The sequence below is a fragment of the Mycobacterium kubicae genome, assembly GCF_015689175.1.
Taxonomy (GTDB): domain Bacteria; phylum Actinomycetota; class Actinomycetes; order Mycobacteriales; family Mycobacteriaceae; genus Mycobacterium; species Mycobacterium kubicae.
On sequence record NZ_CP065047.1, the window covers coordinates 4,988,860 to 5,014,835 of the forward strand.

At 65.6% G+C, this 25,976-nt stretch carries 16 protein-coding genes and 9 pseudogenes; 9 read left to right on the forward strand and 16 right to left on the reverse strand.

Features of this window, described 5'->3' with window-relative positions; all coding sequences use genetic code 11:
- Positions 1-12: 12 nt before the first annotated feature.
- From I2456_RS23340 to I2456_RS23345, 3 genes and pseudogenes are all read right to left on the reverse strand, one after another.
- Positions 13-1,458, reverse strand: a complete 1,446-nt coding sequence (locus tag I2456_RS23340; protein ID WP_224189100.1) for a tyrosine-type recombinase/integrase — start codon at positions 1,456-1,458, stop codon at positions 13-15.
- 97 nt (positions 1,459-1,555) lie between these two features.
- On the reverse strand, positions 1,556-2,083 hold the full coding sequence (locus I2456_RS28710; protein WP_224112849.1) for a hypothetical protein: 528 nt from the start codon (positions 2,081-2,083) through the stop codon (positions 1,556-1,558).
- A pseudogene (locus I2456_RS23345) lies at positions 2,080-2,580 on the reverse strand (tyrosine-type recombinase/integrase); the annotation flags it as partial. The gene I2456_RS28710 and the pseudogene I2456_RS23345, both read right to left, overlap by 4 nt.
- A gap of 135 nt (positions 2,581-2,715) precedes the next feature.
- Here I2456_RS23345 and I2456_RS23350 point away from each other — a divergent pair.
- Genes I2456_RS23350 through I2456_RS23360 form a run of 3 tightly spaced genes read left to right on the forward strand, consistent with a single transcriptional unit; the run spans position 2,716 to position 6,955 of the window.
- Positions 2,716-3,882, forward strand: coding sequence for a tyrosine-type recombinase/integrase (locus I2456_RS23350; protein ID WP_007168437.1), 1,167 nt, complete (start codon positions 2,716-2,718; stop codon positions 3,880-3,882).
- Complete coding sequence (locus I2456_RS28970; RefSeq protein WP_007168436.1) at positions 3,879-6,368, forward strand: tyrosine-type recombinase/integrase; 2,490 nt, start codon at positions 3,879-3,881, stop codon at positions 6,366-6,368. The genes I2456_RS23350 and I2456_RS28970 overlap by 4 nt, the downstream gene beginning before the upstream one ends.
- Positions 6,365-6,955: a hypothetical protein gene (locus I2456_RS23360; protein WP_101930903.1), complete on the forward strand. Its 591-nt coding sequence runs from the start codon at positions 6,365-6,367 to the stop codon at positions 6,953-6,955. The genes I2456_RS28970 and I2456_RS23360 overlap by 4 nt, the downstream gene beginning before the upstream one ends.
- 117 nt (positions 6,956-7,072) lie before the next feature.
- On the opposite strand, the pseudogene I2456_RS23365 reads toward I2456_RS23360, so the two are convergent.
- Positions 7,073-7,651: pseudogene (locus I2456_RS23365) on the reverse strand (tyrosine-type recombinase/integrase); the annotation flags it as partial.
- A gap of 155 nt (positions 7,652-7,806) precedes the next feature.
- Between I2456_RS23365 and I2456_RS23370 the strand changes: the two are divergent.
- The 4 genes and pseudogenes from I2456_RS23370 to I2456_RS23385 all read left to right on the forward strand — a co-directional run.
- Positions 7,807-8,820, forward strand: a pseudogene (locus tag I2456_RS23370) (IS256 family transposase); the annotation flags it as partial.
- Between the two features lie 116 nt (positions 8,821-8,936).
- Complete coding sequence (locus tag I2456_RS23375) at positions 8,937-9,986, forward strand: tyrosine-type recombinase/integrase (RefSeq protein WP_007172498.1); 1,050 nt, start codon at positions 8,937-8,939, stop codon at positions 9,984-9,986.
- Complete coding sequence (locus tag I2456_RS23380; protein WP_007172497.1) at positions 9,983-11,926, forward strand: tyrosine-type recombinase/integrase; 1,944 nt, start codon at positions 9,983-9,985, stop codon at positions 11,924-11,926. Before I2456_RS23375 ends, I2456_RS23380 begins: the two co-directional genes overlap by 4 nt.
- 46 nt (positions 11,927-11,972) lie before the next feature.
- A pseudogene (locus I2456_RS23385) lies at positions 11,973-12,191 on the forward strand (transposase); the annotation flags it as partial.
- 190 nt (positions 12,192-12,381) lie between these two features.
- On the opposite strand, the pseudogene I2456_RS23390 reads toward I2456_RS23385, so the two are convergent.
- The 12 genes and pseudogenes from I2456_RS23390 to I2456_RS23445 all read right to left on the reverse strand — a co-directional run.
- Positions 12,382-13,484: pseudogene (locus tag I2456_RS23390) on the reverse strand (IS256 family transposase); the annotation flags it as partial.
- Positions 13,485-13,505: 21 nt separating this feature from the next.
- Positions 13,506-14,633, reverse strand: coding sequence for an integrase (locus I2456_RS23395; protein WP_224112882.1), 1,128 nt, complete (start codon positions 14,631-14,633; stop codon positions 13,506-13,508).
- Positions 14,634-14,773: 140 nt separating this feature from the next.
- Entirely contained in the window at positions 14,774-15,100 is a 327-nt protein-coding gene (locus I2456_RS23400; RefSeq protein ID WP_007168431.1) for a helix-turn-helix domain-containing protein, read from the reverse strand.
- A gap of 29 nt (positions 15,101-15,129) precedes the next feature.
- Positions 15,130-15,720, reverse strand: a pseudogene (locus I2456_RS23405) (tyrosine-type recombinase/integrase); the annotation flags it as partial.
- A 7-nt stretch (positions 15,721-15,727) separates the two neighbouring features.
- The gene (locus tag I2456_RS23410) at positions 15,728-17,080 is read right to left on the reverse strand and encodes an IS30 family transposase (protein WP_046184758.1); all 1,353 of its coding nucleotides are present in this window, start codon (positions 17,078-17,080) and stop codon (positions 15,728-15,730) included.
- A gap of 97 nt (positions 17,081-17,177) precedes the next feature.
- A pseudogene (locus tag I2456_RS29035) lies at positions 17,178-17,645 on the reverse strand (site-specific integrase); the annotation flags it as partial.
- Positions 17,646-18,067: 422 nt separating this feature from the next.
- Complete coding sequence (locus I2456_RS23420; protein WP_007168427.1) at positions 18,068-18,826, reverse strand: SDR family NAD(P)-dependent oxidoreductase; 759 nt, start codon at positions 18,824-18,826, stop codon at positions 18,068-18,070.
- A gap of 25 nt (positions 18,827-18,851) precedes the next feature.
- Positions 18,852-20,000: an acyl-CoA dehydrogenase family protein gene (locus tag I2456_RS23425; protein WP_007168426.1), complete on the reverse strand. Its 1,149-nt coding sequence runs from the start codon at positions 19,998-20,000 to the stop codon at positions 18,852-18,854.
- A 7-nt stretch (positions 20,001-20,007) separates the two neighbouring features.
- Complete coding sequence (locus I2456_RS23430; RefSeq protein ID WP_007168425.1) at positions 20,008-20,784, reverse strand: enoyl-CoA hydratase/isomerase family protein; 777 nt, start codon at positions 20,782-20,784, stop codon at positions 20,008-20,010.
- Positions 20,781-22,457 (reverse strand): long-chain-fatty-acid--CoA ligase, encoded by a 1,677-nt coding sequence (locus I2456_RS23435; RefSeq protein WP_007168424.1) that lies wholly within the window; start codon positions 22,455-22,457, stop codon positions 20,781-20,783. The genes I2456_RS23430 and I2456_RS23435 overlap by 4 nt, the downstream gene beginning before the upstream one ends.
- A 9-nt stretch (positions 22,458-22,466) precedes the next feature.
- Positions 22,467-23,642 carry a thiolase family protein gene (locus I2456_RS23440; RefSeq protein ID WP_019732177.1) on the reverse strand — a complete coding sequence of 392 codons (1,176 nt, stop codon included), beginning with the start codon at positions 23,640-23,642 and terminating at the stop codon, positions 22,467-22,469.
- Entirely contained in the window at positions 23,639-24,490 is an 852-nt protein-coding gene (locus I2456_RS23445) for a CoA transferase (protein ID WP_007168421.1), read from the reverse strand. The genes I2456_RS23440 and I2456_RS23445 overlap by 4 nt, the downstream gene beginning before the upstream one ends.
- Positions 24,491-24,587: 97 nt before the next feature.
- On the opposite strand from I2456_RS23445, the pseudogene I2456_RS23450 reads away from it, so the two are divergent.
- Positions 24,588-25,187, forward strand: a pseudogene (locus tag I2456_RS23450) (TetR/AcrR family transcriptional regulator); the annotation flags it as partial.
- Positions 25,188-25,632: 445 nt separating this feature from the next.
- Positions 25,633-25,866: pseudogene (locus tag I2456_RS29040) on the forward strand (metal-dependent hydrolase); the annotation flags it as partial.
- Between the last annotated feature and the right edge of the window lie 110 nt (positions 25,867-25,976).

Sequence of the window (25,976 nt, forward strand, 5' to 3'; positions counted from 1 at the left end):
GGGGCCGGCGCATTACGCCGCGCCACGCCACGCGGCTGGGCCAGTTAGTTCAGTCAACGGTGCGTTGGCGTGCGGGCAGCTCTGCTGCACCGGCAGTCCGCAGTAGCCGTTGGGTAGGGCCTGGGTGGCTCGGCCGAGGCGCTGTTTGGCCCAGGCGGCCGCGGCGATCGGACCGGACGGGTCGAAAATGATTGTGGTGCGGTGGATGTCGACCTTGCGGGCCGCCTCCCACTGGCGGCGCACGGTGGTGTCGTGCAGGCGGGCGTAATGCCCGGTCATCTGCGCGGAGTCGTGGTCCAGGATGCGTCGCACGACCTCTTGTGGGACGTCGCGGTTGATCAGCCGGGTGCCCAGGGTGTGGCGCCACTGGTGCGGGGTTAGGTGCACCGGCTGGCCGTGCTCGTCACGGATGTCGCAGACGGACAGCCAGCGCAACAGCGCCATCCGGTAGGTGGGGCTGGCGATCGGGTGGGTGCCGTCAATGTTCTTCGTCGGCCGTGGGAACAACACCGGCGTGCCTGCCGGCCAACGCTGGGCGGTGCGGTTGCGATGTTCGGCGGTGAGCTCGCGCAACTGCACGTCGATGGGCACCAACGCGTCGCGTTTCATCTTGTGGTTGAGGTAGCGCAGATACGGAGCACCTTCGGCGTCGGCGACCACACAATCGCGGCGCAGCCGTAGCGCATCGGTGATCCGTAGCCCGCAACGCATCAAGATGATCGTGATCAACCGGTGGGCAGGATCGGTGAATCGGGCGAGGTTGTCGGGATCCTCGAGCTGAGCCATGACCTGTTCGGCCAGTGCCCGAGGCAACCGTTCGTCGCGTTTCGGGTAGTCCTCGGCGAAGAACATCGCGTCTGCGGGAAGGTCTGTGTCCCAACGGTGTTGGCGAACGGCGGCGAAGAACCGGTTGAGCAGCCCGATATGGGTCCCGCGACGTTGGGCACCGATGGAGTCGCCGCGCAGGTTGGCCAGATAGCGCTCCAGCACCGGCCGGTCGATCCGGTCGATGCTCTCGACGCCGATGTCGGCGAGGAACCCGGCGAAGCGGGTGAGCACAACGACCGGCCTGCCGCCGCCGGCTTCCAGGCCCAATCCGGTCGACAGCCGCCACCGGGCCCACCGCTTGGCCAGATCCCGCAGCCACGGCTGCGGAATACCGCCGAACCGCAGCGTGCGGTCTCCGTCGTAGCCGAGCCGGCGCATGCGCCAGACATCGCGCGGGTATTCGGCGTCCCAGCCGCCGGCTTCGGCCAGGTCGGCGATCACCCGGGATGCGTAGCTGAGGAACCCACGGGAGCGAGTGTCATTGATCGTCGACCGAGCCCAGTCGTGCCAGATGTCCTCGTCGTGGTTGAGCAGGGAGCCCACGCCTATTGCGGCCAGTGCCTTCACGACGCGCATGACCACGTCCGGGGTCAGCTTGCCCTGCCGATCGTCGTGACGGCGTTGCAGCACGTACTGCAGTTCCAGCTTCAGCTGACCGGTCAGCCGGTCGAGCCGGATCTGCTCGCTGGCCAGCGGGGTTTCGGCGGCGAAGCGGTCGGCGAACTCGTCAATGTCGGGTCTGCCGTTGACCCTTCCAGGTATTGGTGTGGGTTTGGCAGAACGCAGACGTGCCCTGCGGCCAGAGCTCGCAATGCGGGATGCGGCAGGTCGCGCCCGGCGCTGGCTGCTTGAACGGCTGTGGTTCGGCCAGCCATCCCGCCAGGCTGGGGCGCCCGGCTCGTTCCCATCGTTGCGCGTGCAGCCCGCACATGCCGCCACGGGCAGAGCCGTAACCGCAACCGGGCACCCGGCAGCGCTGGTTGGGTTGTCGCCGCCGCCACCGCGGATCGGTCGACACGGCGAACCGCTCCAGCGACGGACGCCCCTCTTCATGCCACCGTTGCCGATGTCCTTCACACAGGCCGCGTCCACGGGCGGTTCGCTCGCACCCCTCAACCCGGCACTCGGCTCCACCAAACACCGGATCCTCGGGCCCGAATTCCAGTACATTGCTGCGGAATTCGTTGCGGACCTCGGCCATCAGCTTGCCCAGCAGCCCCGACGGGCCGGCAGGCTTGAGCGACGGCGCCCTCACAGCCGCACCTGCCCATCGGTGAACCAACCGGCCTGTTCCATGACCCGCCGAGCGTCCTCCACGGTGAGGTGCCCATACGTCGTGGTCGTCGTCGCCACGTGCGCATGTCCGAGCAGATGCGCGACCACCTCGATGCTGACTCCGTCGCGCAGCAGCCGGGTTGCGGCCGTGTGTCGCAGCCAGTGCGGGTCGAAGTCGATCCCGGTCCGCCGGCGCAGCCGCCGCACCAGGTCATAGACCGCGGCGTAGGTCAGCGGATGCCCCTGCGGACGGCCCCACAGGTTGACGAACACATAGTCGCTGTCCAGATCGCCGTACTCAGTGTGAAGGTAGTCGGCGAACAATCGGATCAACGCGCTGCTGACCGGGATCGTGCGGACGGTCTGTGACTTGGCGCGCGCGCCATTGGCGTTGTCGCGTCGCCGCACCGTTACTTCATGCTCAGCGGAGGCGATGTCGTTGTGCCGCAAACCAAGTACCTCGCCGATCCGCATCCCTTCTCCGGGGTTTCCTGACCTGTTGCGGGACGTTGCTCGATCTACATGATCGGGCGGGTTGCTCGGCGTTTCTCCGGGGGTGTGGTGCTCGTGGCTGGTAGTTGTTTGTGACTGTCGGCCCGAAAGTGAGAGCCCATGCGAGTATTCCCGGTGAGTTTGCCGTCCGGGCAACGGTATTGGACGGTGCTGGATGAGGACCTGCAGGTGGTTGATGTCGCCGATGCGTATCTGCGGCATCTGCGGTTCGGCCACGACGCGGCCGAGTCCACGACGAAGGCGTATGCGCATTCGATCGCGTTGTTCCTGCGCTGGTGTGCCCGGTCGGGCCGGTCCTGGCAGGCCGGTGTGGAGGGTTTCGCGTTGTTCATGACGTGGCTGGCTCACGCCCGGTCATCGGTCGATGACGCCGCGAGCGTGGTGGTGGCCGGACCTGGCGCTGCTGCGGTGCGGGGCCCGTCGCGGATCAACGGGGTGCTGACCGCGGTGCGGGGCATGGTGGTGCACGCGGTGGCGACCGGCCACGGCGCGGCGGGGCTGGTGTCGATGCTGTATGAGGTCGCCGATGACCGGGACCTGCCGGCGGAGGCCCGCGGCGAGGACGGGCGGATGGCGTGGCGGATGCGGGCCCGGCATCGGCTGCGGGAACCGGAGACGACGATCGATCGGGCCAGCGACGAGCAGATCGTCGCGCTGCTGCGGGCGTGCCGGTCGGCGCGGGACCGATTGATCGTGTTGTTGATGGCGCGGGGCGGGTTGCGCCGCGGGGAGGTGTGCGGGCTGCGGCGCAGCGATGTGCACCTGCTGGTGGACTCGCGGCGGCTGGGCTGCGATGTCGAGCGCGCGCATCTGCATGTGGTGCGCCGAGACGACAACCCGAACCAGGCCTGGGCCAAGTCGCGGCGGGAGCGGGTGGTGCCGCTGGATTTCCTTGTGGTGCAACTGTTCGACGTCTACGAGTTCGAACGCATGCGTGTCACCGGCGCCGCCGACAGTGACTTCGTGTTCGTTAACCTGTTCCGCGGCAGGATCGGTGCGCCGATGCGGCCGGATGCGATCGGCGAGTTGATGGCCGCGGCGTCCCGGCGGGCCGGACTCGACGTCGCGGTGCGGCCCCACCAGTTGCGACATGCCTTCGGCAGCAACGTTGTTGATGCCGGGGCCGGGATCGATGTGGTCGCCGACCTGATGGGCCACGCCGCGGTGTCCTCGTCGCAGGTTTACCTGCATCCGGACTCCTCCCGGCTGCGGGCCGCCGTGGATGCGGTGCCCAGTCCCCGCGAGCAGGCCCAGGTGACCCGGTGACCGCCGTGGGGCTGGCTGAAAGAATCGCGGTCGAGCAGGACTGCGGCGAGTCCCCGCACGTGTTGGACGGGGTCGTGGTGATCGGCACGGCCGCGCGGCTGGCGAGGATGCTCGACCGCAGGTTCTTGGACGAGGCGGGGTGGGATCCGCGGACCAGGGTGTTGTCGTTGCTCGCGGAGCATCGATTGTTGGGCCGGACGGTGTGCCGGGCCGAGGGATGCCAGAACACCGTGCAATCCGGTCTCACGGTGTGTCATCGGTGCTGCACGCGCCTGACTCGGCGGGGAATGAACACGGCCGAGATCGCCGCTGCCGCATGCCTGCCCGCCGAACCCGCGTCCGCGACGCGGTGCGCGGTGCCGGGATGCCGGTGTGTGCCGACGGTGCGGCACGCGGTGTTGTGCGAGCCGCACGCCAAGAAGTTCCGCCTGCGGCGACCGCCGGTGTCGATGCAGCAGTTCCTGGCCGACCCGCGAGTGCGGCCGTTGCCGCCGATGCCCGCGTGCGCGGTGGCCGCGTGCACCCGGCCCGCCGACAGCGCGCGCGGCTACTGCAACACCCACTACCAGCGCTGGCGTAGCGCGCTCGGTACCAACCCTGAGTTCGATTCGCATCGGTGGCAAGCCCAGGAATCGGGTGTGGCCGAGTGCGGGCGGGTGAACCTGCGCGCGCTGCCGGTGCTGGTGGTGGTCGAGGTGCTGTTCGGCGTTCAGCAGCGCGTCCGGGGCGGGGCGAAGATCACCGAGGTAGAGCTGCGGGTGCTCTGCGACGGGCTGCGCCGGCGACAGGCCGCCTCGATCACCACCGACCGGGCCGAGATCACCCGCAACAAGTCCGTGCGGTCGCTGCGGAGCGCCCTGACCCAGCACGTCCGGCGGGCTCTGGCCGATCCCGGCAGCGAACAGGCAAAGGACACATGGGATCTCGCGGTCTTCGGCCATCGCGGGTCTTTGTCGTTCACCGGGATCGGCCAGGCCTGGCTGGCCCAGTCCGTCAAGCGGTGGGCAGCAGAACAACTCCCGCGCCACCGAGGTCGCGGCGCCGCGAGAGTGCGCGGCAAGATCAACGCGCTGCGGCTGCTGTCGGAGTTCCTCGGCCGCAGACCCGATGGTGGACTCGTCGCTTCGGCGTTGGGCCGCAGCGACATCGAGGATTTCCTCAACCGACTCGCTTATCTGGAGTCCGTCGGCGAGATCAGCCGATACCGGCGCAACGGCATCTGCCGTGACATGCGCGAGGTGCTGGCCGGGATCCGCGCCCTCGGCCTGACCCGGCCGGGGCAGACAGCCGCCGGACTGGCCGGCGATTTCGCCATCGAGCGCGGCGATATCCCCGCCGAACCCGAACGCGGCGAACCCGGCCGCGACCTGCCACCGGAGGTCCTGGCCATCCTGTGCGCCCACCTCGATGCCCTCGAACCCGTCGAGGTGCGGGTCGCCACCCAGATCGGCATCGACACCGGGCGCCGGCCCGAGGACATTCTCGCCTTGCCGTTGAACTGCCTGCACCGCGACAAGGACGGATCGGCGGTGCTGGTTTACGACAACGCCAAGGCCAACCGTCTCGGACGGCGTGTGCCGATCGGCGAAGCTACCGCGAAAGTCATTGCCGCTCAGCAGGACCGGGTGCGGGCGATGTTTCCTCACACCCCGCCCGCAGAACTGACACTGCTGCCCACACCACGCCGCAACCCCGAGGGGCGAAAGCCGATCAGCATCGATACGCTCGACAACCGGCACCGCGAGTGGATCTCGACCCTGCCCGTGTTGCGCACCCGCGACGGGGTCGAGGTCGACAAGACCAAGGTCACGCCCTATGCCTATCGGCATTGTTATGCCCAACGTCACGCGGATGCCGGGGTGCCGATCGACGTTCTGGCCGAATTGCTCGATCACCGTAGCTATTCCATGACCCGGCGCTACTACCGCATCGGCGAGGACCGTCGCCGCGACGCCGTCGACACCGTCACCGCGCTCAGTTTCGACCGGCACGGCAACCGGATCTGGCGTGACGCGCGCATGCTGCTGGAATCCGAACGCGCCCGCCACGCCGTCGGCGAGGTCGCCGTCCCCTACGGCACCTGCACCGAACCCACCAACGTCAAGGCCGGCGGCGGGGCCTGCCCGGTCCGGTTCCGCTGCGTGGGCTGCGATCACTTCCGCACCAACATCGCGTTCCTGCCCGACCTGCAGGCCTACCTCGATGATCTGCTACGCACCCGGGAACGGCTGGCCGCCACCATCGACGGGGTCGATGACTGGGCCCGCGCCGATGCCACCCCCACCGACGAGGAGATCACCCGCATCCGGCGGCTGATCAACCGCATCAAAGCAGACGTCGCCGACCTCAACGAGACCGAGCAAGCCCGCATCGACGACGCGATCGCTATCGTGCGCCGTCACCGCGCGGCCCACACCGTCCCGCTGGGCATGCCCAGCCTCACCCCACCCGCACCGACAACCATCGCCTCGGAGGCCACCGCATGACCACCACCGCTACCACGTCGAATCACACACCCGCACAATCCGTCTCGTCGACAACACGCACCCGATCGATGCTTGACGGCCGGCGCGACGACTCGATGCGCCGACGCCGGCGCGTGCTGGCCGCGATCGACCAAGCCGCCGCCGCCGGCGACCGGCTCAGCGCCACCGCGATCGCCCGCGCCGCCGCCGTTGACCGCACATTCCTCTACCGACACCCCGACCTGCTCGAGAAAATCCATGCGCTGCAAGCAGATCCAGTCCCGAGTGAGCACACCGGCCCTGGGGTCACCCGAGCCTCACTGCAGGCCGATCTGCTCGCTGCCCACGAACGCGCCGCCCGGCTCGGCGCGCGCATCCAGCAGCTGGAGAAGCGGCTGTCCGAAGCGCTCGGTGAACAGACGTGGCGCGAGTCCGGGCTCGGCGCCCGCACCGATATCGACGCCCTCCACCAGCGCATCAGCCAGCTCGAGCAGCACAACCTCGACCTTAAGCAACAACTCGACGAACGCGAGGAAGACCTCGCCGCAGCCCGGGCGGCCAACCGCGAACTCATGGCCCGACTCAACACACCAACCCGGCTGCGATGACACGCGCGAGTCTGCTTGCACCACACCTGTTGCGGTGGATAGCATCTCCGACATCAGCTTCTGAGCTGCACAAACTCAGAGAATCACGCTGGCGCACGGGGGCCGAGCCCTGGAGAACATCCCGGTGTCGTAGAGCACGGCGAAGAGCAATCGGTCCCGCAACCGGCCGCAGCCGTCCAGGATCGCCTGCACCTCGTCCGGCGACAGCACCCGCGGCAGCTTCTTCGGCGTCTTCAACGCGATCACCCGCCTCGACCTCGGCGTGCCCTTGCTGATGTGGTGCAGGAACGGCTTCCAACCGCCGCGCGCGCCGCCGACCTGCCACGAGGTCAGCAGCTCACCGACATCCACCCCATCTCGTGCAGCGTGGGTGTAAAACGCCCCGACGGCCGAAAGTTTGCGGTTTACAGTCGATTCCGTGCAATGATGCGGCACCGACGGCAACACCGCGACCTGCCCATGCCGGGCCTGCAGCGGAAGCCGCAGCCAGGCCACGAACTCACCGAGATCGTCGAGCCGAACGCCCCGCCAGTCCAGACCACGCTCGGCGAGAAAACCGAACCAGTCCTTGAGATCGTGCGCGTATGCCTTGACCGTGTTCGGTGATCGCTCGATGTCGGTCAGATACGCCAGATACCGGTCGACCGGCGCTACCGGAGCATCGTCGTCGCCGAGAACGGTCCACGACTCACGCAACGAGACCGGCGAGATAACTCGTGCAATCTGAGTTGCGTCCAGCAGAGTGGTGTACGAGCCGGTGATGACCGGCGTGTCGTAGCCGGATGAATGAAGGTCATCGCGTGATTCTTCGAGGGACCGACCAAAGTCACTCGAGCAAAGGAATCAACGCGATGACCATTGCCCACGATATCGACCTGTCTGCCGTGCTGGCCGAACGACTCACCACCACGCACCCTGATGTGCTGCGCGAGTTGTTGGCCGCCTTCATTCACGCCCTGATGGGCGCCGAAGCCGACGCGGTGTGCGGTGCCGGCTACGGCCAGCGCAGCAGCGAGCGCACCAATTCCCGCAACGGGTATCGGCACCGCGAGTTTGACACCCGCGCAGGCACATTGGATCTGGCGATTCCCAAGCTAAGGCAAGGTTCGTACTTCCCGGACTGGCTGCTGGAACGGCGCAAACGCGCCGAGCGGGCCCTGACCACGGTGGTGGCTACCTGCTACCTGCTGGGCGTTTCGACGCGGCGGATGGACAAACTCGTCGAGACTCTGGGCATCACCAGCTTGTCGAAGTCCCAGGTCAGCGTGATGGCCAAAGAGCTCGACGCCGCGGTCGAGGCGTTCCGGACCCGGCCACTGGATGCAGGCCCGTACACGTTCATGGCTGCTGACGCCCTGGTGCTCAAGGTTCGCGAAGCAGGCCGGGTGGTCAACGTGCACGCGCTGATCGCCACCGGGGTCAACGCCGAGGGCTACCGCGAAATCCTGGGCATCGACGTCACCACCGCCGAGGACGGGGCCGGCTGGCTGACCTTCCTGCGGTCGCTGACCGCCCGCGGCCTATCAGGGGTCCGTCTGGTCACTTCCGACGCCCACGCCGGTCTGGTGGCCGCGATCGGCGCCACCCTGCCTGGGGCATCGTGGCAACGGTGTCGCACCCACTACGCCACCAACCTGATGGCCATCACTCCGAAATCATCGTGGCCGTGGGTACGCACACTACTGCATTCGGTCTTCGATCAACCTGACGCCGGTTCCGTTGCAGCCCAATATGACCGCATCATCGACGCACTGGCCGACAAGCTCCCCAAGGTCGCCGACCACCTCGAAGACGCCCGCGCCGACCTGCTCGCCTTCACCGCCTTCCCCAAACAAATTTGGCGGCAGATCTGGTCCAACAACCCACTATCCGTTAACCGGCTCTCCGGGGACACGGTTCGGGCTGCAGCGTGAGGTTCACGCACAAGCGCTGAGCACGGATGGATGCTGTCTGCATCTCGGTGGGGGAAGGCGGAGCGGCGATGCGGGTACTCAAGAGCGACAGCGGATATGTCCTGGAGGGCGACTGGGACGGGCAGGACGCGGTGAACGCGTTTCTCAACCATTTGGCGGGACGGGGGTTCAGCGCGGCCACGGTGCGGGCCTACGCATTCGACGTCGCCAATTTGAGCCGGTTCCTCGTCCAGCAAGCGGTCGGGCTCGCCGCGGTCGATGCGCCGTTGGTGTTCGACTGGATCGACTGGCAAGGCGTCCGCCGAACGGACCAGCCCACCGGCGGTCACCGCTCGTCGACCCCGCCGGCAGCTTCGACGGTGAACCGCCGGGTCGCGGCAGTGCGCGCGTTATTCGAGTATCTGGTGATGACCGGTGTCTGCACCGACAATCCGGTGCCGTCGCCGCGGCGGGGACAGGGGCTGCGCCAGTCGCAGCGGGGGTTGCTCGGTCATCTGGGTCCCGGGCGTGCACGCAGTGGCGGTAGGTTGGTGCGTCAGCCGCAGCGTCTTCCGGAATCGTTGTCCACCAACGATGTCGACGCGTTCCTGGCGACACTGGCAACGCACCGGGACCGGGCGATGGTGCTGGTGATGCTACTCGGAGGGCTGCGTTCGGCCGAGGCGCGTGGCCTGCTGCTCGCCGACGTCGATATGGGCCGGCGCCGGCTTCGGGTGATCGGCAAGGGCGGCAAGGAACGTCATGTCCCGGTCGATGCGGCGTTCTTCACCGAGCTCGCCGCCTACCTGCGATGGGAGCGGCCGCCGGGGTTGGCGACGCCGCAGTGCTTCGTAGTGCTGCGCGGCCCGACGACCGGTGCACCGGTCAGCGAGGCCGGGCTGCGCAGCCTGTTCCGTCGGCACCGGGAGACCTCTGGCGCCACAAGAGTCCGCCCGCACCGTTTACGGCATACCTACGGCACCGAATTGTCGGCGGCCGGAATCGATCTGCTGGCGTTGCGGGCGTTGATGGGGCATGTCTCGCCGGAGACCACGGCCCGCTACGTGCATTTGTCGATCGAGCAGCTCGCCGCCGAATACGGTGCTGCTCGTGCGACGTTGGCCGGAGCCCGGCAGTGACCACGGTGTTGGTCGGCCAACCCGTAGGCGCCGACGAGGTGGTGGCGGATTATCTCGACCACGTCGCCACCCTGGGTTTGAGCGGGCGGGCGGTACGCGACCGGATTCGGATCGCTCGCGACTTCACCGCACGCCACCGCGACCTGCACGCCTGGATGACGCTGCCGGCAGCCGAGCGGATCGCCGAGATACGGGACACCGGGGCGTGGCCGCTGATCTGTCACACGATCGGCACCGGCCGGTTACGGCTGGACGTCGAGCTGGCCGCGGTCAAACAGTTGACCGGGCTGGGCCGCGCAGTGGAGGACCGGGATCCGAGCGGATTCGCCGCGTTGCGGAATGCGGGAATTCGGTTGGGCTGGAGGAGTTCCTGGGTCGAGACGGTCCTCGGCGAATGTCTGGCGGTAGTGCTGGCACACCACGGCGGAATGGTCGCCGACCTGACCGGCGACGCGCTCGACGACTTCGACGCCGCGCTGTCACGTACCGTGGTGCCGCCATCGTCGCGGCGGGCATACAGGGGGCGGCTGGCCAGCCTGCGGCAGCTGTTGTTCGAGACCGCGGTCATCGACACCGCGCCGAAACGCCGGCGGTGGGCCCGTAGCCTCGAGCAGCGCTTCACCGAGGTGGAGATGCCCGACCCGATCCGTCAGACGTTGCTGCGCTACATCGGCGTGCGCGCGGCGGTGCTGCGGCCCAAATCGGTCGAGTCGCTGATCAACGACCTGCTGCCCTTCGCCGAATACCTCACCGCTCACCATCCCGACGTCATCAGCCTGCGTGAACTCGACCGGAGCTGCATCGAGGGCTACCTGAAATGGAATCGCACCCGGGGCTGGCGTGGTCAGCGCGCCGCCGCGGGCGCCGGGCGCACCGTCTCGGCCGCGGTGGCCCAGTCGGCAGTGCTCAGTCTGCGCAACCTGCTCGACGACATCACCGCCTGGGGCTGGGCGCAGGCCCCACCACGGCGGTTGGTATTCGCCGCCGACGTCCCCAAACTCGACCAGCCGTTGCCACGCGCGCTAGCACCCGATGTGGACGCGGCAGTGATGAACGCCGTTGCCCACCTGCAGGATCCGTTCGCCCGCATCGGCCTGACCGTGCTGCGTGGTGCCGGCCTGCGGGCGGGGGAACTGCTCGACCTCGAACTGGGCAGCATCATCGACTACGGACCGGCCGGAACCTGGCTGAAGGTGCCACTGGGCAAGCTCGCCACCGAACGCATGGTCCCGCTCTCCGCCGCGACCCTCGCCGCGCTCGACGAGTGGGTCGCCCTCCGCGGCACGCACCGGCCGCTGCCGCACCCACGCACCGGCGTGCTCACCGACTTTCTGTTCACCCGGCACGGACGCCGCCTGGGCTACACCCGGCTGCGCAACGGGCTGCTCACCGCCGCTGAATCCGCCGGGTTGCACCGTCCCGACGGCGGCGTCCTGATGGTCACTCCACATCAGTTGCGCCACACCTGGGCCACCGAACTCGCCAACGCCGGGATGAGTCTGCAGGCCTTGATGTCCTTACTCGGGCACGTCACTCCACAAATGACGATCCGCTACGCCACCCTGGCCTCGCCCACCCTGCGCGCGGCCTACGACGAAGCGATGGGCAAGATGCGCCGCCAGTTCACCCTCACCCCGGTCGGCAAACCGATCCTGCCCGACAAGGTCGGCTGGCTGCACAGTGAAATGCTGAAAACCCGCGTTGCACACGGATACTGCGCTCGCCACGAATCCGCGGGCGCGTGCCCTTATGCCAACATCTGCGAAACCTGCGACAACTACGTCACCGCCCCCGAATTCCGCGACACGCTCACCGACCAACTCGCCGACGTCCAGGCCCTCAGAACCGACGCCGAGTGCCGCGGCTGGACCGACGAAGCCGCCCGCCACGACCGCGTCGCCCACGCCCTTACCGACCACCTCCAGCGCCTCGATCGATGAACATCCCACCCCGACGGGTTGACCCGCCCCCGAGGGCCGGATAAAAGAACGACTCAACAAGGAAATCCGCCGGCGCACCGACGTCGTCGGAATCTTCCCCGACCGCAACGCCCTAATCCGCCTCGTCGGCGCGGTGCTGGCCGAACAACACGACGAATGGGCCGAATCCCGCCGCTACCTCGGCCTCGACGTCCTCAGCAAATCCCGCGCCGACCACACGCCATCAACAGAACAGGAGGACACCCCGGCGGCACTGACCGCCTAAACCACCAAGTCGAAGAATCACACGACGACGTCGTACACCACGTCCCTGGACTTGACCGCAATCTGCATCGTCCCTCCGCAGGTTCTTGCCTCCTGGACGACTGCAGATAATCACGTCCACCACGCAGAACCTGGGATCTGAACGCCTCGTGTCGGACATCAAGGACACCGCCCGGAGGACTCCAGATAACAATTGCGTTGGTGCTACACAGAACCCGCCGAATCTCGGTGTCGTAATCCAGGAACGGGATGAACTCATTCCAACACGACTGCCACAGTCGGATCAGGGCCGGATATCGGCTGCCCCAGCGGTCGGCGAGCGCCTCGAGCGCCGCTTCTGCGGCCGCCGCTGTCGGGGCGGTGTAGATCGGTTTGAGATCGCGGCGCAGGGCGTCCCAGTGCTGGCGCGGTACGTAGCGGAAGCTGTTGCGGATCAGATGCACGGTGCAGGCCTGCACGATGGTGGCCGGCCACACCTCACCGACAACGTCGGGCAGCCCCTTAAGTCCGTCGCAGATCAAGAAGAACGTGTCGGTGACGCCTCTGTTGCGCAGGTCGGTCAATACGGCGAACCAGAACTTGGCTGATTCCCCGGCGCCGTCGCCGGCCCACAGTCCGAGCACGTCCTTGTGCCCGGCCAGATCGACCCCGATCGCGGCGTAGAACGGTCGGTTGGCGACCTGACCGTCGCGCACTTTCACGCTCAGCGCGTCGATGAAGATTGCGGCGTAGACGGAGCGGCCGCGCGGTCCACTCCGCCATGTCGGCCAGGACCTTGTCGGTGATCCTGCTGATGGTGTCCGGGGAGATCTTGGCGTCGTAGAGCTCGTCGAAGTGGGCGGCGATCTCCCCGGTGGTCAATCCCTTGGCATACAACGACAACACGATCTCATCGACCCGGGTCAACCGGTGTTGATGCTTTCTTGACGATCTGGGGCTCGAAGCTGCCGCCGCGGTCGCGGGGCACGGCGATCTCGACCGGTCCGACCGTGTCGGTCAACACGGTTTTGGTGCGGGTGCCGTTGCGTGAATTCGGCGCCCCCCGCCCGGCCGGATCGTGCTTGTCATAGCCGAGGTGATCGGCGAGCTCCTCTTCCAGCGCGGTCTCGACCACCGTCTTGGTCAGCGCCTTAAGCACCCCGTCAGCGGTATCGGCGAACGACACCCCGCGGGCCTGGGCCGCCCGCACCAGCTCGCGGGCCGTCGCCAGCTCCTCCGGTGTCGGAGAGCTGACCATCACTTCATCATCGTGGACATCGGCTGTTGCTGTCACAGCCCTCATCGTTTCGGTCATCGTGGACCTTCCCCGCCAGGCTCACACCCGGCGTGTCGGGCCACTTACACCGAATTTCGGATACTCCCTCGCGGTGGTGTAGCGCCGCGCGGTGTTGTGGGAGATGCCGAAAACGAGAGAGACAGATGCAGCAGGTCGGGGCCTGCGGTCAGCGCTTCGTGAAGGATTCGGTCGGCACGGATGCGTTCGATCGTGAACCCATTGTCGCTCAACGATTGTTTCACCGATGTTTGACTCACCGGCGTTGTGCGCAATGCAGTTTTCGTCGTGAGTAGAACGTGCCGGTTCGGAGTGTGGGGCCATCTGTCCCGGCGGTGGTCGAGCCATGTGATCAGCGCTCTGTGGGTGAGCTCGCCGAGCCGTTGGTTGTCCAGCAAGGGTGATCCGCCGGTTCGGCAGGTCAATGTCGTCGAGCACCAGTTTGCGTATAACGCTTGTGCGGCAGGCATGTTCGACGCTCAATGCCACAACTAGGCGTGCACGCGGTTCGCTCGCGAGCTGTTCGATCGAGCGCACCTCATCATCGGTGATGGGCACGAGGTCTTGGTCTACTGGTTGGCTCTTCAAACCCGCTGTTGGGTTGCTGAAGACCAGACCATTCTTCTTGGCGTGCCGGAACAGCGACCGCAGCGCCTTGATCAGATTGTGGCACTGGTTTCCCTGAAACGGCCGCAGCGTCGCGTCGACGTCGGCCCTGGTGACCTCCCTGAGATGGTCGTAGGAGGTGGACCAGTGCGCGAGAAGGGGCCTGACCGCGCCGAAGTAGCTGTAGAGGGTCCTGGGCGATCGTGGGCGAGCACGTGCGCCGCCGACCAACAGGGTAAGGAGCCAGTGGTGCGACGGCTCGGCGAACCCTGGCGGAAGTTCCGCGGTGACGCGGTCGATCCAGGCACGGATCGGAGGTTCGGTGTCGTCTGTCAGCAGGTCGAAGTGGGAGAGGATTTCGACAAGCCTGCGACGGGACGCGAGCCGATGCGGCCGTGTTCGAACCTCTTTGAGCGGCACGCGATCACCGGGGGGCCGACCGGCCAGAAGGGTGACCAGGGCGTCGAGGCATCGGTTTGTGGTCTCACCGCACCAATCGTGGGCGGCAGCGCGTTCCCGGGCGTATACCGCAGCGGCCACGAGCACGGGGTCGTCGGATTCCAAGGCTGGATGCCGCCGGGGCGGGCGAGCAGGCAGTCCCGCCTTTCCGCGATAGTAGTGCGCTTTTTTTGAACAGCTTCTGCCGCAGTATTTTTGGTCGCGGCGACCGTTGGCTGGCAGTTCGGCTCCGCATTGCAGGCAATTCATCGCGGCGGCAGCGACCTTCCCGTCCGAGCGCGCGGGGTGACGGGACGTGCCTCACCGGCCGCAGCGGCGGCCTCCTCGCTACCCTTCGGCGTGGGTGCGGCCACGGTTTCGGGCTCGGGGATCAGCAGTTCGTCGATGGCGCAGTCGAGCACGGCGCAGAATACATCGAGATCGTGGAGCTTGATGGCGTTGGGGTTGCCCGACCACAAGCCCGACATCTTGCCGGCGCTGATCACCAGGCCGCGCTCGGCCAGCATCCGTTGGAGTTCGCTGGCCTTCCAAATGCCGCGGTTGGCCGCGGTCAGGCGTAGATTCCACTTCATTGAGCCAATCCTTAAGTTCGTAGGTGCAGTTACTTCGTGTTGTTACGTTGTGCTGTGACCCAGGCATCTTCGACGTGGGTGGCGTGGACGTGGATATATCGAGCCGTCGTGGCCGTCCAGGCGTGACCACATAATTCCTGGATGGCGAACAGGTTCATTCCGCCGAGGTAAAGCTGGGACGCGCAGAAGTGCCGCAGCACATGCGGGGTCAGCTTCCCCGACCACGCAGGCAGATGCCGGTCCGCCGCCTCCGCCAACGATCGGCGATAGACGTCAGCTGTCGCGCGCATGCACGTCCCGTCGATGTTCTTGCGTTCGGACGGAAACAGTGGCGCGGCATGGCTATTCGGGTCGATATCGAACAGTCCAAGCACGTCTTCGATGAACCATCTCAGGCTGCGGTCGGCGCCGTTGATCAGCGGCACCAGTCGCGGTTTGGGGCCTTTGCGGCGTGATCCCTTGCCGTGACGGACGTTCAGCTTGCCGAACCGCCCCAGCTCCCACCGCACATCGTCGAGGTCGAGCATCCGCGCCTCGTTGATGCGCAGTCCCACGTCGGCCGCCAGCCGGGCGACCGCGTAGTTGCGGGCGGCCGGGGCGAACTTGCGGCAGGTGACCAGGCTGGATTCAATCGGTCGTTGCAACACCGGCTTGCTGAAGTGAGTGTAGGTGTTCGTTGAACGCTTCGGCCGGGGTGCGCCATCCGAGGGTCTTGCGTGGTCGGGTGTTGAGGGTGTGAGCGATCGCCGCGATGTCGTCGGCGTTCCACCGGGATAGGTCGGTGCCCTTCGGAAAGCATTGGCGCAACAGGCCATTGGTGTTCTCATTCGTGCCACGCTGCCACGGACTCTTCGGGTCGGCGAAGTACACCTTGACCCCGGAGGCGATCGAGAACTGGGCATGCGCCGACAGTTCCTTTCCCCGGTCCCAGGTCAGCGACCGGCGCAGTTCCTCGGGCAGCGAGGTGATCGTCTGCGCTAGGGCGTTGGCCATCGTGAGGGCGCCGTAGCCGGCCAGAGCCGGCCCGTTCTTGGTCCGCGGAATCAGCCCGTATCCGGCCTCCCGCGGAAGATGGATCAACATCGTGAACCGACTGCTGCGCTCGACCAGCGTGCCGATCGCGCTGCGCTGCAACCCGATCAGCAGATCTCCCTCCCAGTGTCCCGGGACCGCGCGATCAGCGACCTCCGGCGGCCGAGCGCTGATCAACGTCTCCGGCGTGACGTGCGCCCACGCTTTCTGCCGAGACCGTGCCCGCGGCACCCGCAATGCCCGACCCCGGCGCAGGCAGGTGATTAAGTCCCGCTTGAGCGCACCGCGGCTTTGCACGTAGAGCGCTTGGTAGATGGCCTCGTGGCTGATCCGCATGGATTCATCATCAGGGAAGTCAAGCTTGATCCGATGGGCGATCTGCTCAGGACTCCATGCTGTCACCCAGGCCCGATCCCCTCGGTGCGGCTTGTTGCGTCCCTTCCACGGCGTCGCGGCCGGACCAGCCATGATCTGCCCGTAAGCGCCACGAACGACACCGGAGAGCTTGTCCTGGACGTACTGGCGCAGCCGGTCGTTGCCGACCAGCTTGGCCGTCTTCGGGCGCCTCGCCCGCCTTTCGGCATGCCACTGCGCGACCGAGGCCTTGTAGTCGAGCCGATACGTGCGCGTCGAGGCGTTACGGCGCAGCTCACGCGAGATGGTCGACGGCGCCCTGCGCAGCCTCCTGGCTATCTCGCGCACTCCGGCACCATGGGCACGCCATAAAGCGATGTCTTCGCGCTCATTCGAGGATAGGTAGCAGCCCGAAACAGTTTCTGGCAAGCGTGGATTCACGCCGCCAGCATGGCGGAACCAGCGGAACCCGACCGGCGAAGACACGCCCGCTTCGGTAGCGGCGTCCTCGGTCATCGCTCCGGCAGCGATCCCCGCCCAGAACCGGACCCTGTCCTGCCGCCAGGCCACCGACGGCCGCCCCGGGGAGGGCATCTGCCCCCGATACGCACGAACCTCCAACTGCCGCTTCCCATACGCCACCACACACCTCCGAGGAATCGAGGTGTTGCAACGACCGATTGAATCCAGCCAGTTCCTGGCGCCACCCGGCGAACAGCTGCTCCACCTCGTCGGCGGTCGGAGGGATACGCAGCTGCGGATCGACCGAGGCTCGCGGCCGGTTGATCTCGTCCAGCGGGCACTCGACGACCCGACCTGTCATGTTGTGCAGGTCGATCTTGTGCCGAAGCTCCAAGAACTGGAAGTACACGGTCAGTGCCGCCGCCCGCCCGGTGCGAGTCGAGGGGTTGGCGTCGCGCAGCACCTTGCCGAAATAGACGTCGACATCGGCGGGCCGCATCTCCCACAGCGGCCGGCCGAACCAGTCGTGGATCAGCTCGAGGTGGTTGATGTCGTTGCGGATCGTGCTGTCGACCAATCCGGCCGACGCCCGTGCCAGCACGAACCCGGCCAACACATCGGTCTCGAAGTCGGCAAGCTCCTCCTCGCTCGCCGGTACTCGATGTTCCCGCAGATCGCGGACCACAGCCAGAGCCAACCCACGCCTCCTCGACTTCACCTAAAGTGAAGAAACATCATCTGATCAACTATTCAGTCAGCAAGAATGATGCCGGTTCATCAGAGAGTTTTGATGGAGGGACACGCCAACAACGGCTGTTCCAGGCGTTGAAAGGGCTAACGGGCGATACCCGTGGGCTCAGGAACTCGTCGACTGTTGGCTAACGTGACTAAGCCTCTCTCTCTCCGACTCCGACTCGGAGTGACGAAGACGAAACTGCGTTCACGCTCGTTGCGCATCTTGCAACGCAGTGCCTGGCCCACCGATGCCACCACCCGCCGCTCGCTCAGCCGCGATTTTCCGTGTTCGTTCACATGGTCGACGACGACGCGGACACTGTCCTGCACGTTGATTCTCTCCTGGAGTTGTGGGATCCAATCAGCAACTCTGACGGCCGGACATCACCTCGGAGGCATCCGTACTGCGCCATCGAGACGGATCGTCTCGCCGTTGAGCATCGGATTCTCAACGATGGCTACGACCAGGTGTGCGTACTCGGCAGGATCACCGAGTCGGTTTGGGTGCAACGTCAGCGCCTTGAGAGCGGTTAGCGCAGCCTCTGGAAGTGAGTTGAGAAGCGGGGTTTCGAACAGCCCCGGAGCGATCGTGTTGACCCGGATCAAGTACGACGACAGATCACGCGCGATCGGCAGCGTCGCCGCCATCACACCTCCCTTGGAAGCGGAGTAGGCCGCCTGCCCGATCTGGCCGTCGAAGGCCGCGCCGGAGGAAGTGTTGACGATCACGCCACGCTCGCCGCCGACGGGGTCGTTCTGCGACATTGCGTATGCGCCCAGGCGCACGACGTTGAAGGTCCCGATCAGGTTGATCTTGATTACTTTCTCGAACGCGTCGAGCGGGAAAGGGCCCTTCTTGCTGACGGTCTTGGTGCCATCGCTGACGCCGGCGCAGTTGACGATGATACGCAATGTCTTGTCCGCGTTGGCGATCTCGATGGCCCTGGTCACTGCATCCTCGTCGGTGACGTCGGCGGGCGCGAACCGGACGGTGTCGCCGAGGAGGCTTAGCGCGTCCGTGTTTGCATTGGGCAGGTCGACGGCGACCACCCGCGCTCCGGACCGCGCCAGCGTCTCCACCGTCGCCAAACCGAGCCCGGACGCGCCACCGGTGACGACCGCGCTGCTAGCTGCGATGTCCATTCGGCTGCTCCTTTTGTGTGTCTGTCTACAGGCTTCGCGCGATCAGCACCTTCATGATCTCGTTGGTGCCGCCGTAGATCTTCTGCACCCGAGCCGCCGCATACATCTGCGCGATCGGGTATTCCATCATGTAGCCGTATCCACCGAAAAGCTGCAGGCACTTGTCAGTGACCTCTACTTGTTTGTCAGATCCCCACATCTTGGCTATCGATGCGGTTGCGGCATCGAGTTTTCCGTCGAGGTACCGGCCGGTGCAGTAGTCGATCAGCGCCTTGCCGGCCAGCACCTCCGCCTTGCATTCGGCCAGCACGAACTTGGTGTTCTGGAAGGCGAGGAGGGGCTTGCCGAACGCGGTGCGCTCCTTGACATAACGGATCGTCTCTACTACCGCCGCCTCCGCCATCGCGATCGCCTCGACCCCGATGGTCAACCGCTCGCGCGGAAGTTGCTCCATCAACTGGGCGAAGCCCTTGCCCTCAACGCCGCCGAGCAGGTTTGCGGCCGGCACCCGCATGTCGGTGAACGCAAGCTCCCGGGTGTCCTGGCCGTGCTGGCCGACCTTCTCCAGAACCCGGCCGCGCTGGAAACCCGCCAGCCCTTCGGTTTCGGCCACCATCAGCGACAGTCCGGACTCAGTTTTGGCCACGATCACCACCAGGTCGCAGTGGGAACCGTTGGAGATGAAGGTCTTCGAGCCGTTGATGACGTACTCGTCGCCGTCGCGAACCGCGGTGGTGCGAATCGACTGCAGGTCTGACCCGGTGCCCGGTTCGGTCATCGCGACGGCGATCACCATCTCCCCGCTGACCATCTTCGGGATCCAGCGCTTCTTCTGCTCCTCGGAGGCATACTCGGCGATGTAGTGGGAAGCCAGCGTCGAATGCACGGAGAAACCGAACGCGGTGTCGTGCGCGTAGGCGCGCTCCTGCATCACCACCGCCTCGTGACCGAAACTGCCGCCACCACCGCCGTATTGCTCGGGCAGGTCGAGGCCCAAAAGCCCGGCAGCGCCGGCTTTGTTCCAAAATTCTCGGTCCACCTTCTGCTGTTTCGCCCACCTGGCTTGGTTGGGAGTCGCTTCCTTGCGGAAGAACTCGGCGGCGTGCTTGCGCAGGAGTTTTTGATCCTCGGTCTCCCACGGAACGACGTAGTCCGGGAATAAGAGTCCGGGCATGCTTTACCTACTTTCCGGTGAACTGGGGCGCGCGCTTGGCGAGGAATGCCGCCTGGCCCTCGTGACTGTCGGCGGAATGCACCGCCACGTAGAAATTCCGTTTCTCGTGTTCGAGTCCCTGCGTCAGTGATGTCTGAAACGCGTGCACAGCGGCATCCTTGGCCAGCGCCACCGCTAGCGGGGAGTTCGTCGCGATCCGTTGCGCCATCGCCAGCGCCCGTGGCACGGCCTCGCCGTCGGCGACGACTTCGGCTACCAACCCTGCATCGCACGCCTCCTGGGCCTTGATGGAATCGCCCGTCAAAAGCATTGCCATAGCCTTGGATTTGCCGATCGCCCGAATGAGGCGTTGAGTTCCGCCAGCGCCAGGGATTGCGCCGATCTTCACCTCGGGAAGTCCGAATTGGCCCGACTCGCCGGCGATGACAATGTCGCAGGCCAACGCCAGCTCACAGCCGCCCCCGAGTGCGTATGTCTCGACCGCGGCGATGACCGGCTTCGGAAACGCAGCCAGTATCGACCAGAAGCTCTCATTGGACTCTCCGGTGACCAGTGGCCGGGCCCGGATCTCGTCGAACGCCGTGATGTCGGCGCCGGCGCAGAACATGCCGTGGGCGCCCGCGATGACCACGGCCAACACGGCCGTGTCGGACCGCAACGCCGCCAGCTCGGCCCCCATCGCGCCCAACAGCTCGTCGTTGAGGCTGTTCTTCGACTTCGGGCGATTGATCTCCAGCAGGGCCACCGCACCGTCGCGAGTCGATCGCAAAATTTGTTTGTTCACGTGACCGCATCCCGGTAAACGTCGGCGTGTTCGGCCCGCAGGATCTTCTTGTCCAATTTGCCGACACTGGTGCGCGGCAACGCCTCGACGAAGAGAACCGCGTCGGGCATCTGCCACTTGGCGAACTGCCCCTGCAGACAACCGACGATGTCATCGCGGGTCAGCACGCCACCTTCGACGGGCACGACGATGGCCAGCGGACGTTCCTGCCACTTCGGATGGCTGATCCCCACAACCGCGGCCTCCTTCACCAGCGGATGTCCGACGATGGCGTTCTCCATATCGATAGAGGAAATCCATTCACCGCCGCTCTTGACTACGTCCTTGAGGCGGTCGGTGAGCTTGAGATACCCGTTCGGGTAGATTGTGCCGACATCGCCGCTGCGCCAGTAACCGTCGAGGAAGCGGTCGGCGTTGTCGTCGTCGTCGAGCTGGTGGTATCGCTCGATGACCCAGGGCCCACGCATCAGTACCTCGCCGACACTCTTACCGTCGTGCGGCAGGTCATTGCCGTTGTCGTCGACGATCCGGATGTCGATACCGGAAGCGGGCAGCCCTTGAAAACGCTTGAAATCCCATTTCTCGTCGTCGGTGATCGTGCCCTGCAGGGACGGTTTGATGCCCATGTTCATCGTGATCAGCGGCGTCGTCTCGGTCGCACCGTAGCCCTGCACAAAATCGGCGCCGGTGAGCTCGTGGAAATCGCGCATCAGCGACTTCGCCGGCTCGGTCGCACCGGACAGCAGTCTCGTCCTGCTGAAATCTGGCTTCACAGCAAGGGTCTTGATGTAGTCCAGCATCGGCTGGAAAATCGCCGGTGCGCCGTTCGCGACGGTCACATTCTCCGCGATCATCACGTCGACGAGCATTTGCGTGTTCTCGGCCAGGTAGCGGCCGGGTAGGATCACCTTCGCCGCGGTCCACATCGCGGTGTGCGGAAGCCCCCACGACTGGCCGTGAAACATCGGGGTGATGAGCATCGCGGTGTCCTCGCGACGGAGATTGATCGCTGCTGCCATCGCCATCGCGTGTAGGTAGCTGCCACGATGCGAGTAGTAGACGCCCTTCGGCCGACCCGTCGTTCCCGATGTGTAACACGCGCTGTAAGCAGAGGTTTCGTCGATGACCCGCCAGTCGATCTCGGTGTCGGACTCGGCCATCAGGTCCTCGAGGTGAAAGACGTTTTCCAGCGTGGTGTCGATCTCGGTGAGCGGCTTATCCGACATTACGATCCAGCCCTTGACCTTCGGCACGTGTGGAGCCAACGCCTCGGCGACCGGAAGGAGTGTCTCGTCGACCAGGATCCATTGCGCCTCGGCGTGGTCAGTGACGTAGCTCAGGTCTTCGGTGGCCAGCCGCAGATTCATCTGCAGCATCACCGCGGCGATGCCGGGAATGGCCCAGCTGAGCTCAAAGTGCCGCTTGCTGTTCCAGTCGAGCACTCCGACTGTGTCGGCCGGGCCGATCCCTATTCCTCTGAGCGCGTTCGCCGCCCGCTTGACCCGAACGTACAAGTCTGCGTAGGTGTACCGCTGCCAGTCGCCCTCCGTGGTGCGGTAGACGACCTCTTGCTCGGGATAGGTGCGCGCCGCATGTCTGATCAGGTTGGTGGTGTTGAGCTGGTAGTGGTCGCCGTGCGTCGACGGCACGCCCTTCACGATTTCCCTGACCATGTCTGTGCCTTAGATTCGTTCGATGATGGTGGTGTTGGCGGTTCCGCCGGCCTCGCAGATGGTCTGCAGGCCGTAGCGCTGTCCGGTGCGCTCGAGTTCGCACAGCAGATCGGTGAGCATGCGGGCCCCGGTCGACCCGAGCGGATGCCCGATTGCGACCGAGCCTCCGTTGACGTTGAGCTTGTCATCGGGAATGCCGAACTCGCGTTGCACCATCAGCGGCACCCCGGCGAAGGCCTCGTTGACCTCGAACAAGTCGATGTCGCTGACACTCAGGTTGGCGCGCTCGAGCGCCCTGTGGGTGGCGTCCAGTACCGCGGTGAACTGCAGTACCGGGTCCGCCGCGGCGACCGTCATCGCCAGGAACCGCGCCCGCGAAACCAGCCCGCTGCGTTCTGCGTAGCCACGCTCGGCGATCAGCAACGCCGCTGCCCCGTCGCTGATCTGGGAAGAATTGGCCGCGGTTGTGCGGCCGTCGGCCGCGAAAACAGGCTCCAGCGACGCGATCTTCGCCGGATCCAACTGCTCACGGATTCCTTCGTCGGCACTGACGGGCGCCGCCGACGGATCCAGCGGATCGACGGTGATCGGCACCAACTGCGCGCGAAACTTTTTCGCCCGGGTCGCGGCGAATGCTCGCTCATGGCTTCGGATACTGAATTCGTCGAGTTCCTCGCGAGAAATACCGAACTTGGAGTTCAGCAACTCCGACGCCGCCCCTTGCGCCACCAAGTTGTCGTCGTAGCGGGCCAACTCCACGGGCGAGTACTGCGGACCGAGCGGCGCGCCCGGCATGAACGACGCAGGCATCGGCACCTGCGACATCGACTCCACACCGCACCCAATCGCCAGCTCGTAGATGCCCGCGGTGACGCCGAATGCAGCGAAGTTGACCGCCTGCTGACCGGACCCGCATTGGCGATCAATGGTGACCGCCGGCACCGATTCGGGTAGACCCGCAGCCAGCACCGCGTGCCGCCCGATATTTCCGGACTGGTGCTCATGCTGCATCGCACAGCCGACGATGACGTCATCGATGTCTTTGGCATCGATCGCACTGCGCTCCACCAGGTTTCGCAAGGTGTGACCGAGCAAGTCGGCCGGATGCCACCGGCTCAAAGCGCCACCTCGTTTACCCACCGGCGTGCGCACCGCCCCGACAATCACTGCTTCGCGCGCGTTCAATGTTCCACTCCTCCTTGTTCCGGTGTACGAATTCCAACGATGGGGATGTCAACCGTCTCGGCGACTTCTTCCCAGTGGCGCGTGCTTTGTCCGGCAAAGACTCGTGCGAGATCCTCGTGGGTATCTGCTGCGCCCAGGACCTCGAGGGTCCGCTTCTGGAAATGCGGTTCGATTGCGCCCAGGGCGATATAGCCGTCGGCACTGGCGTAGATCCCGTAGGTCGGAGTCGCGCCACCGAGCGGGTCGCCGGGCCCTGCGACGCCGTACCGCACGGCTGCGCCGGCGTCGGCTGCGGCGTCCGCCAGTACGATCCGGACGTGTTGGCCGGCACCGGAATTCGGCCTATCAAGCAGCGCCAACAGGGCCCCGGACACGGCACGTTCGGCACCCAGGAGGTCCACGACCGGAACCGCCGGCATCAACGGGGGCTGCAGGGTGCCGTGCGTGGCCTGATAGGTCAGGTCGTGGCCAGGACGCTCCTCGAGGTCACCGTCGTAGCCCACGATTTCGACGTGACAGAGCCCCGGATACCTGACATGCGCGTCGTCGAGCCCGAGCCTGCGTAGCGCCGAAGGGCGCATGGCGGTGAGCAACACATCGGCGGAAGTCAGCTCGACGTCCAGCTTGGCGCGGTCGCCGGCGTCCTTGAGGTCCAGAACCAAGACCGTCTGCTTGCTGGCGAGCTCTGCGTACCAGCCGGGCGCGACCGCGGCCAAGGGATCTCCGGTAGGGGGCTCCACCTTTGTTACCGACGCGCCGAAGCGCGCCAGCCGTGCCGCCGCGAGCGGGCCCGGGATGTTCACCGCAAGCGACACGATGCGAACGCCGTTCAGACTGCCCTGCACCATGTGGTCCTTCAATTGATACCGTACGACTGTACAGGAAGCTTCCTATCTGTACAAGAAGTGATGTTCACTGTACACTTGCCCGGAACGAAGGAGACGCATGGGACCGTTCGCCGATCCACGCGCAGGCGCAGACGACCTGACCGCGAAGGCGCGCATTCGCAACGCCGCGATGGACCTGTTCGCGGAGTTCGGGGAGGACCGCACGTCGATGCGAAATATCGCCTCGAGAGCCGGCGTCACGGTCGGGCTGGTTGTCCACCACTTCAAGACCAAGGACGGAATCCGCCGCGCCGTTGAACAACTCGTCGTCGACTACTTCGCGCAGACGATCGCGCAGGTCCCCGTTGATGGAACACCAAGACAAGTCGCCACGGCGCGTGACGTGGCTGTGAAGGAGATGCTCGAATCGAACCCAGCCGTCGTCAACTATCTGCGCCGCGCGCTACTGGACCCCGCAGGGTCTAAAGGCCAACTGCTCCAGCGATTGACAGAGCTGACCCGAACGGAGCTCATCAAAGCCCGCGACGCCGGTATCGCAAATGCGGAGCGAAGCGGATCCACCCAGATCATCGACATCATGGTCCGACAGCTGGGACAGCTCTTCCTGCAACCGATGATCGACACCATGTGGGATCAAGTCTCCCGCCCAGACGAGTCAGACGACGACAAACCGACACTGCACGTCGCCGTTCGCTCCAGTGGCCCAGCACCTTCAGCGCGTCATAGGAATACTTCGGCTTGCGCTGCCGGCGAGGTCGTTTGGCGACCTGCCGGCCCGCTCCCGGCGGCCGGGCCGCGGCCGTCAACCGGCGCCGAGCATTGTCACGCGACCAGCCGGTGACCTCCACCACCTGATCCAGAATCTGCCCCTTATTCGCCTTCGACGCCTTCACATACGCCTTGGCGAACTTCGCGGTGATCTCGGCACGAGACGACATCGACAGCCCACTCTCCATGCCTGGCGGGGATCACCGTTTCGCGGGCATTCTTACGTGATGCACCGAGGGCGTTTCGCGGGCACTTTTCGTGATGCTTGCCGGATGCTTGCCGACCTCGTGGATCCGCAGTAGCGTGGTTCCAACACCTAGTACTATTGGTACCTGGAACTACACGTCACACGTTCAAGGAAGGGGCTAGCATTCATGGCGAGTGACCACGCAAGGCAAGAGGCAAAGTCGGTGACCGCAGCGAGCGCTGGATCCCGTTATCCGAGGACCCGACGGATAAGCTTTCCGTTTGGCGGCGACGGCGGCACACACGGCAAGTACTTCGTCAACGACGACATCGTGTTCAGCCACTTCGTGGCGAACCTATCGGGTGCGTTCCCGTCAGGGGAGGAGTTGTTTATTCGGTCGGTGCGTCGATTCTCAGATGAGCCCCCTGTTTCCCTTCGGGTGACGCCTCGCAGGCGTGAAAATGGGGGTCGGGTTGCCTGCCGACGCCGACGTTAACTTGGGTTTTGTGAGCCTGTTGATGAGCCTGGTGC

Bases quoted from the DNA above. Each gene is read 5' to 3' on its own strand.
- I2456_RS23375 (WP_007172498.1), top strand. From the start codon at position 8,937: ATGCGGGTACTCAAGAGCGACAGCGGATATGTCCTGGAGGGCGACTGG.
- I2456_RS23350 (WP_007168437.1), top strand. From the start codon at position 2,716: ATGCGAGTATTCCCGGTGAGTTTGCCGTCCGGGCAACGGTATTGGACG.
- I2456_RS23410 (WP_046184758.1), bottom strand. From the start codon at position 17,080: ATGCCCTCCCCGGGGCGGCCGTCGGTGGCCTGGCGGCAGGACAGGGTC.
- I2456_RS23445 (WP_007168421.1), bottom strand. From the start codon at position 24,490: ATGGTGCAGGGCAGTCTGAACGGCGTTCGCATCGTGTCGCTTGCGGTG.
- I2456_RS23400 (WP_007168431.1), bottom strand. From the start codon at position 15,100: ATGAAGTGGAATCTACGCCTGACCGCGGCCAACCGCGGCATTTGGAAG.
- I2456_RS23435 (WP_007168424.1), bottom strand. From the start codon at position 22,457: ATGGTCAGGGAAATCGTGAAGGGCGTGCCGTCGACGCACGGCGACCAC.
- I2456_RS23425 (WP_007168426.1), bottom strand. From the start codon at position 20,000: ATGCCCGGACTCTTATTCCCGGACTACGTCGTTCCGTGGGAGACCGAG.
- I2456_RS23420 (WP_007168427.1), bottom strand. From the start codon at position 18,826: ATGGACATCGCAGCTAGCAGCGCGGTCGTCACCGGTGGCGCGTCCGGG.
- I2456_RS23360 (WP_101930903.1), top strand. From the start codon at position 6,365: ATGACCACCACCGCTACCACGTCGAATCACACACCCGCACAATCCGTC.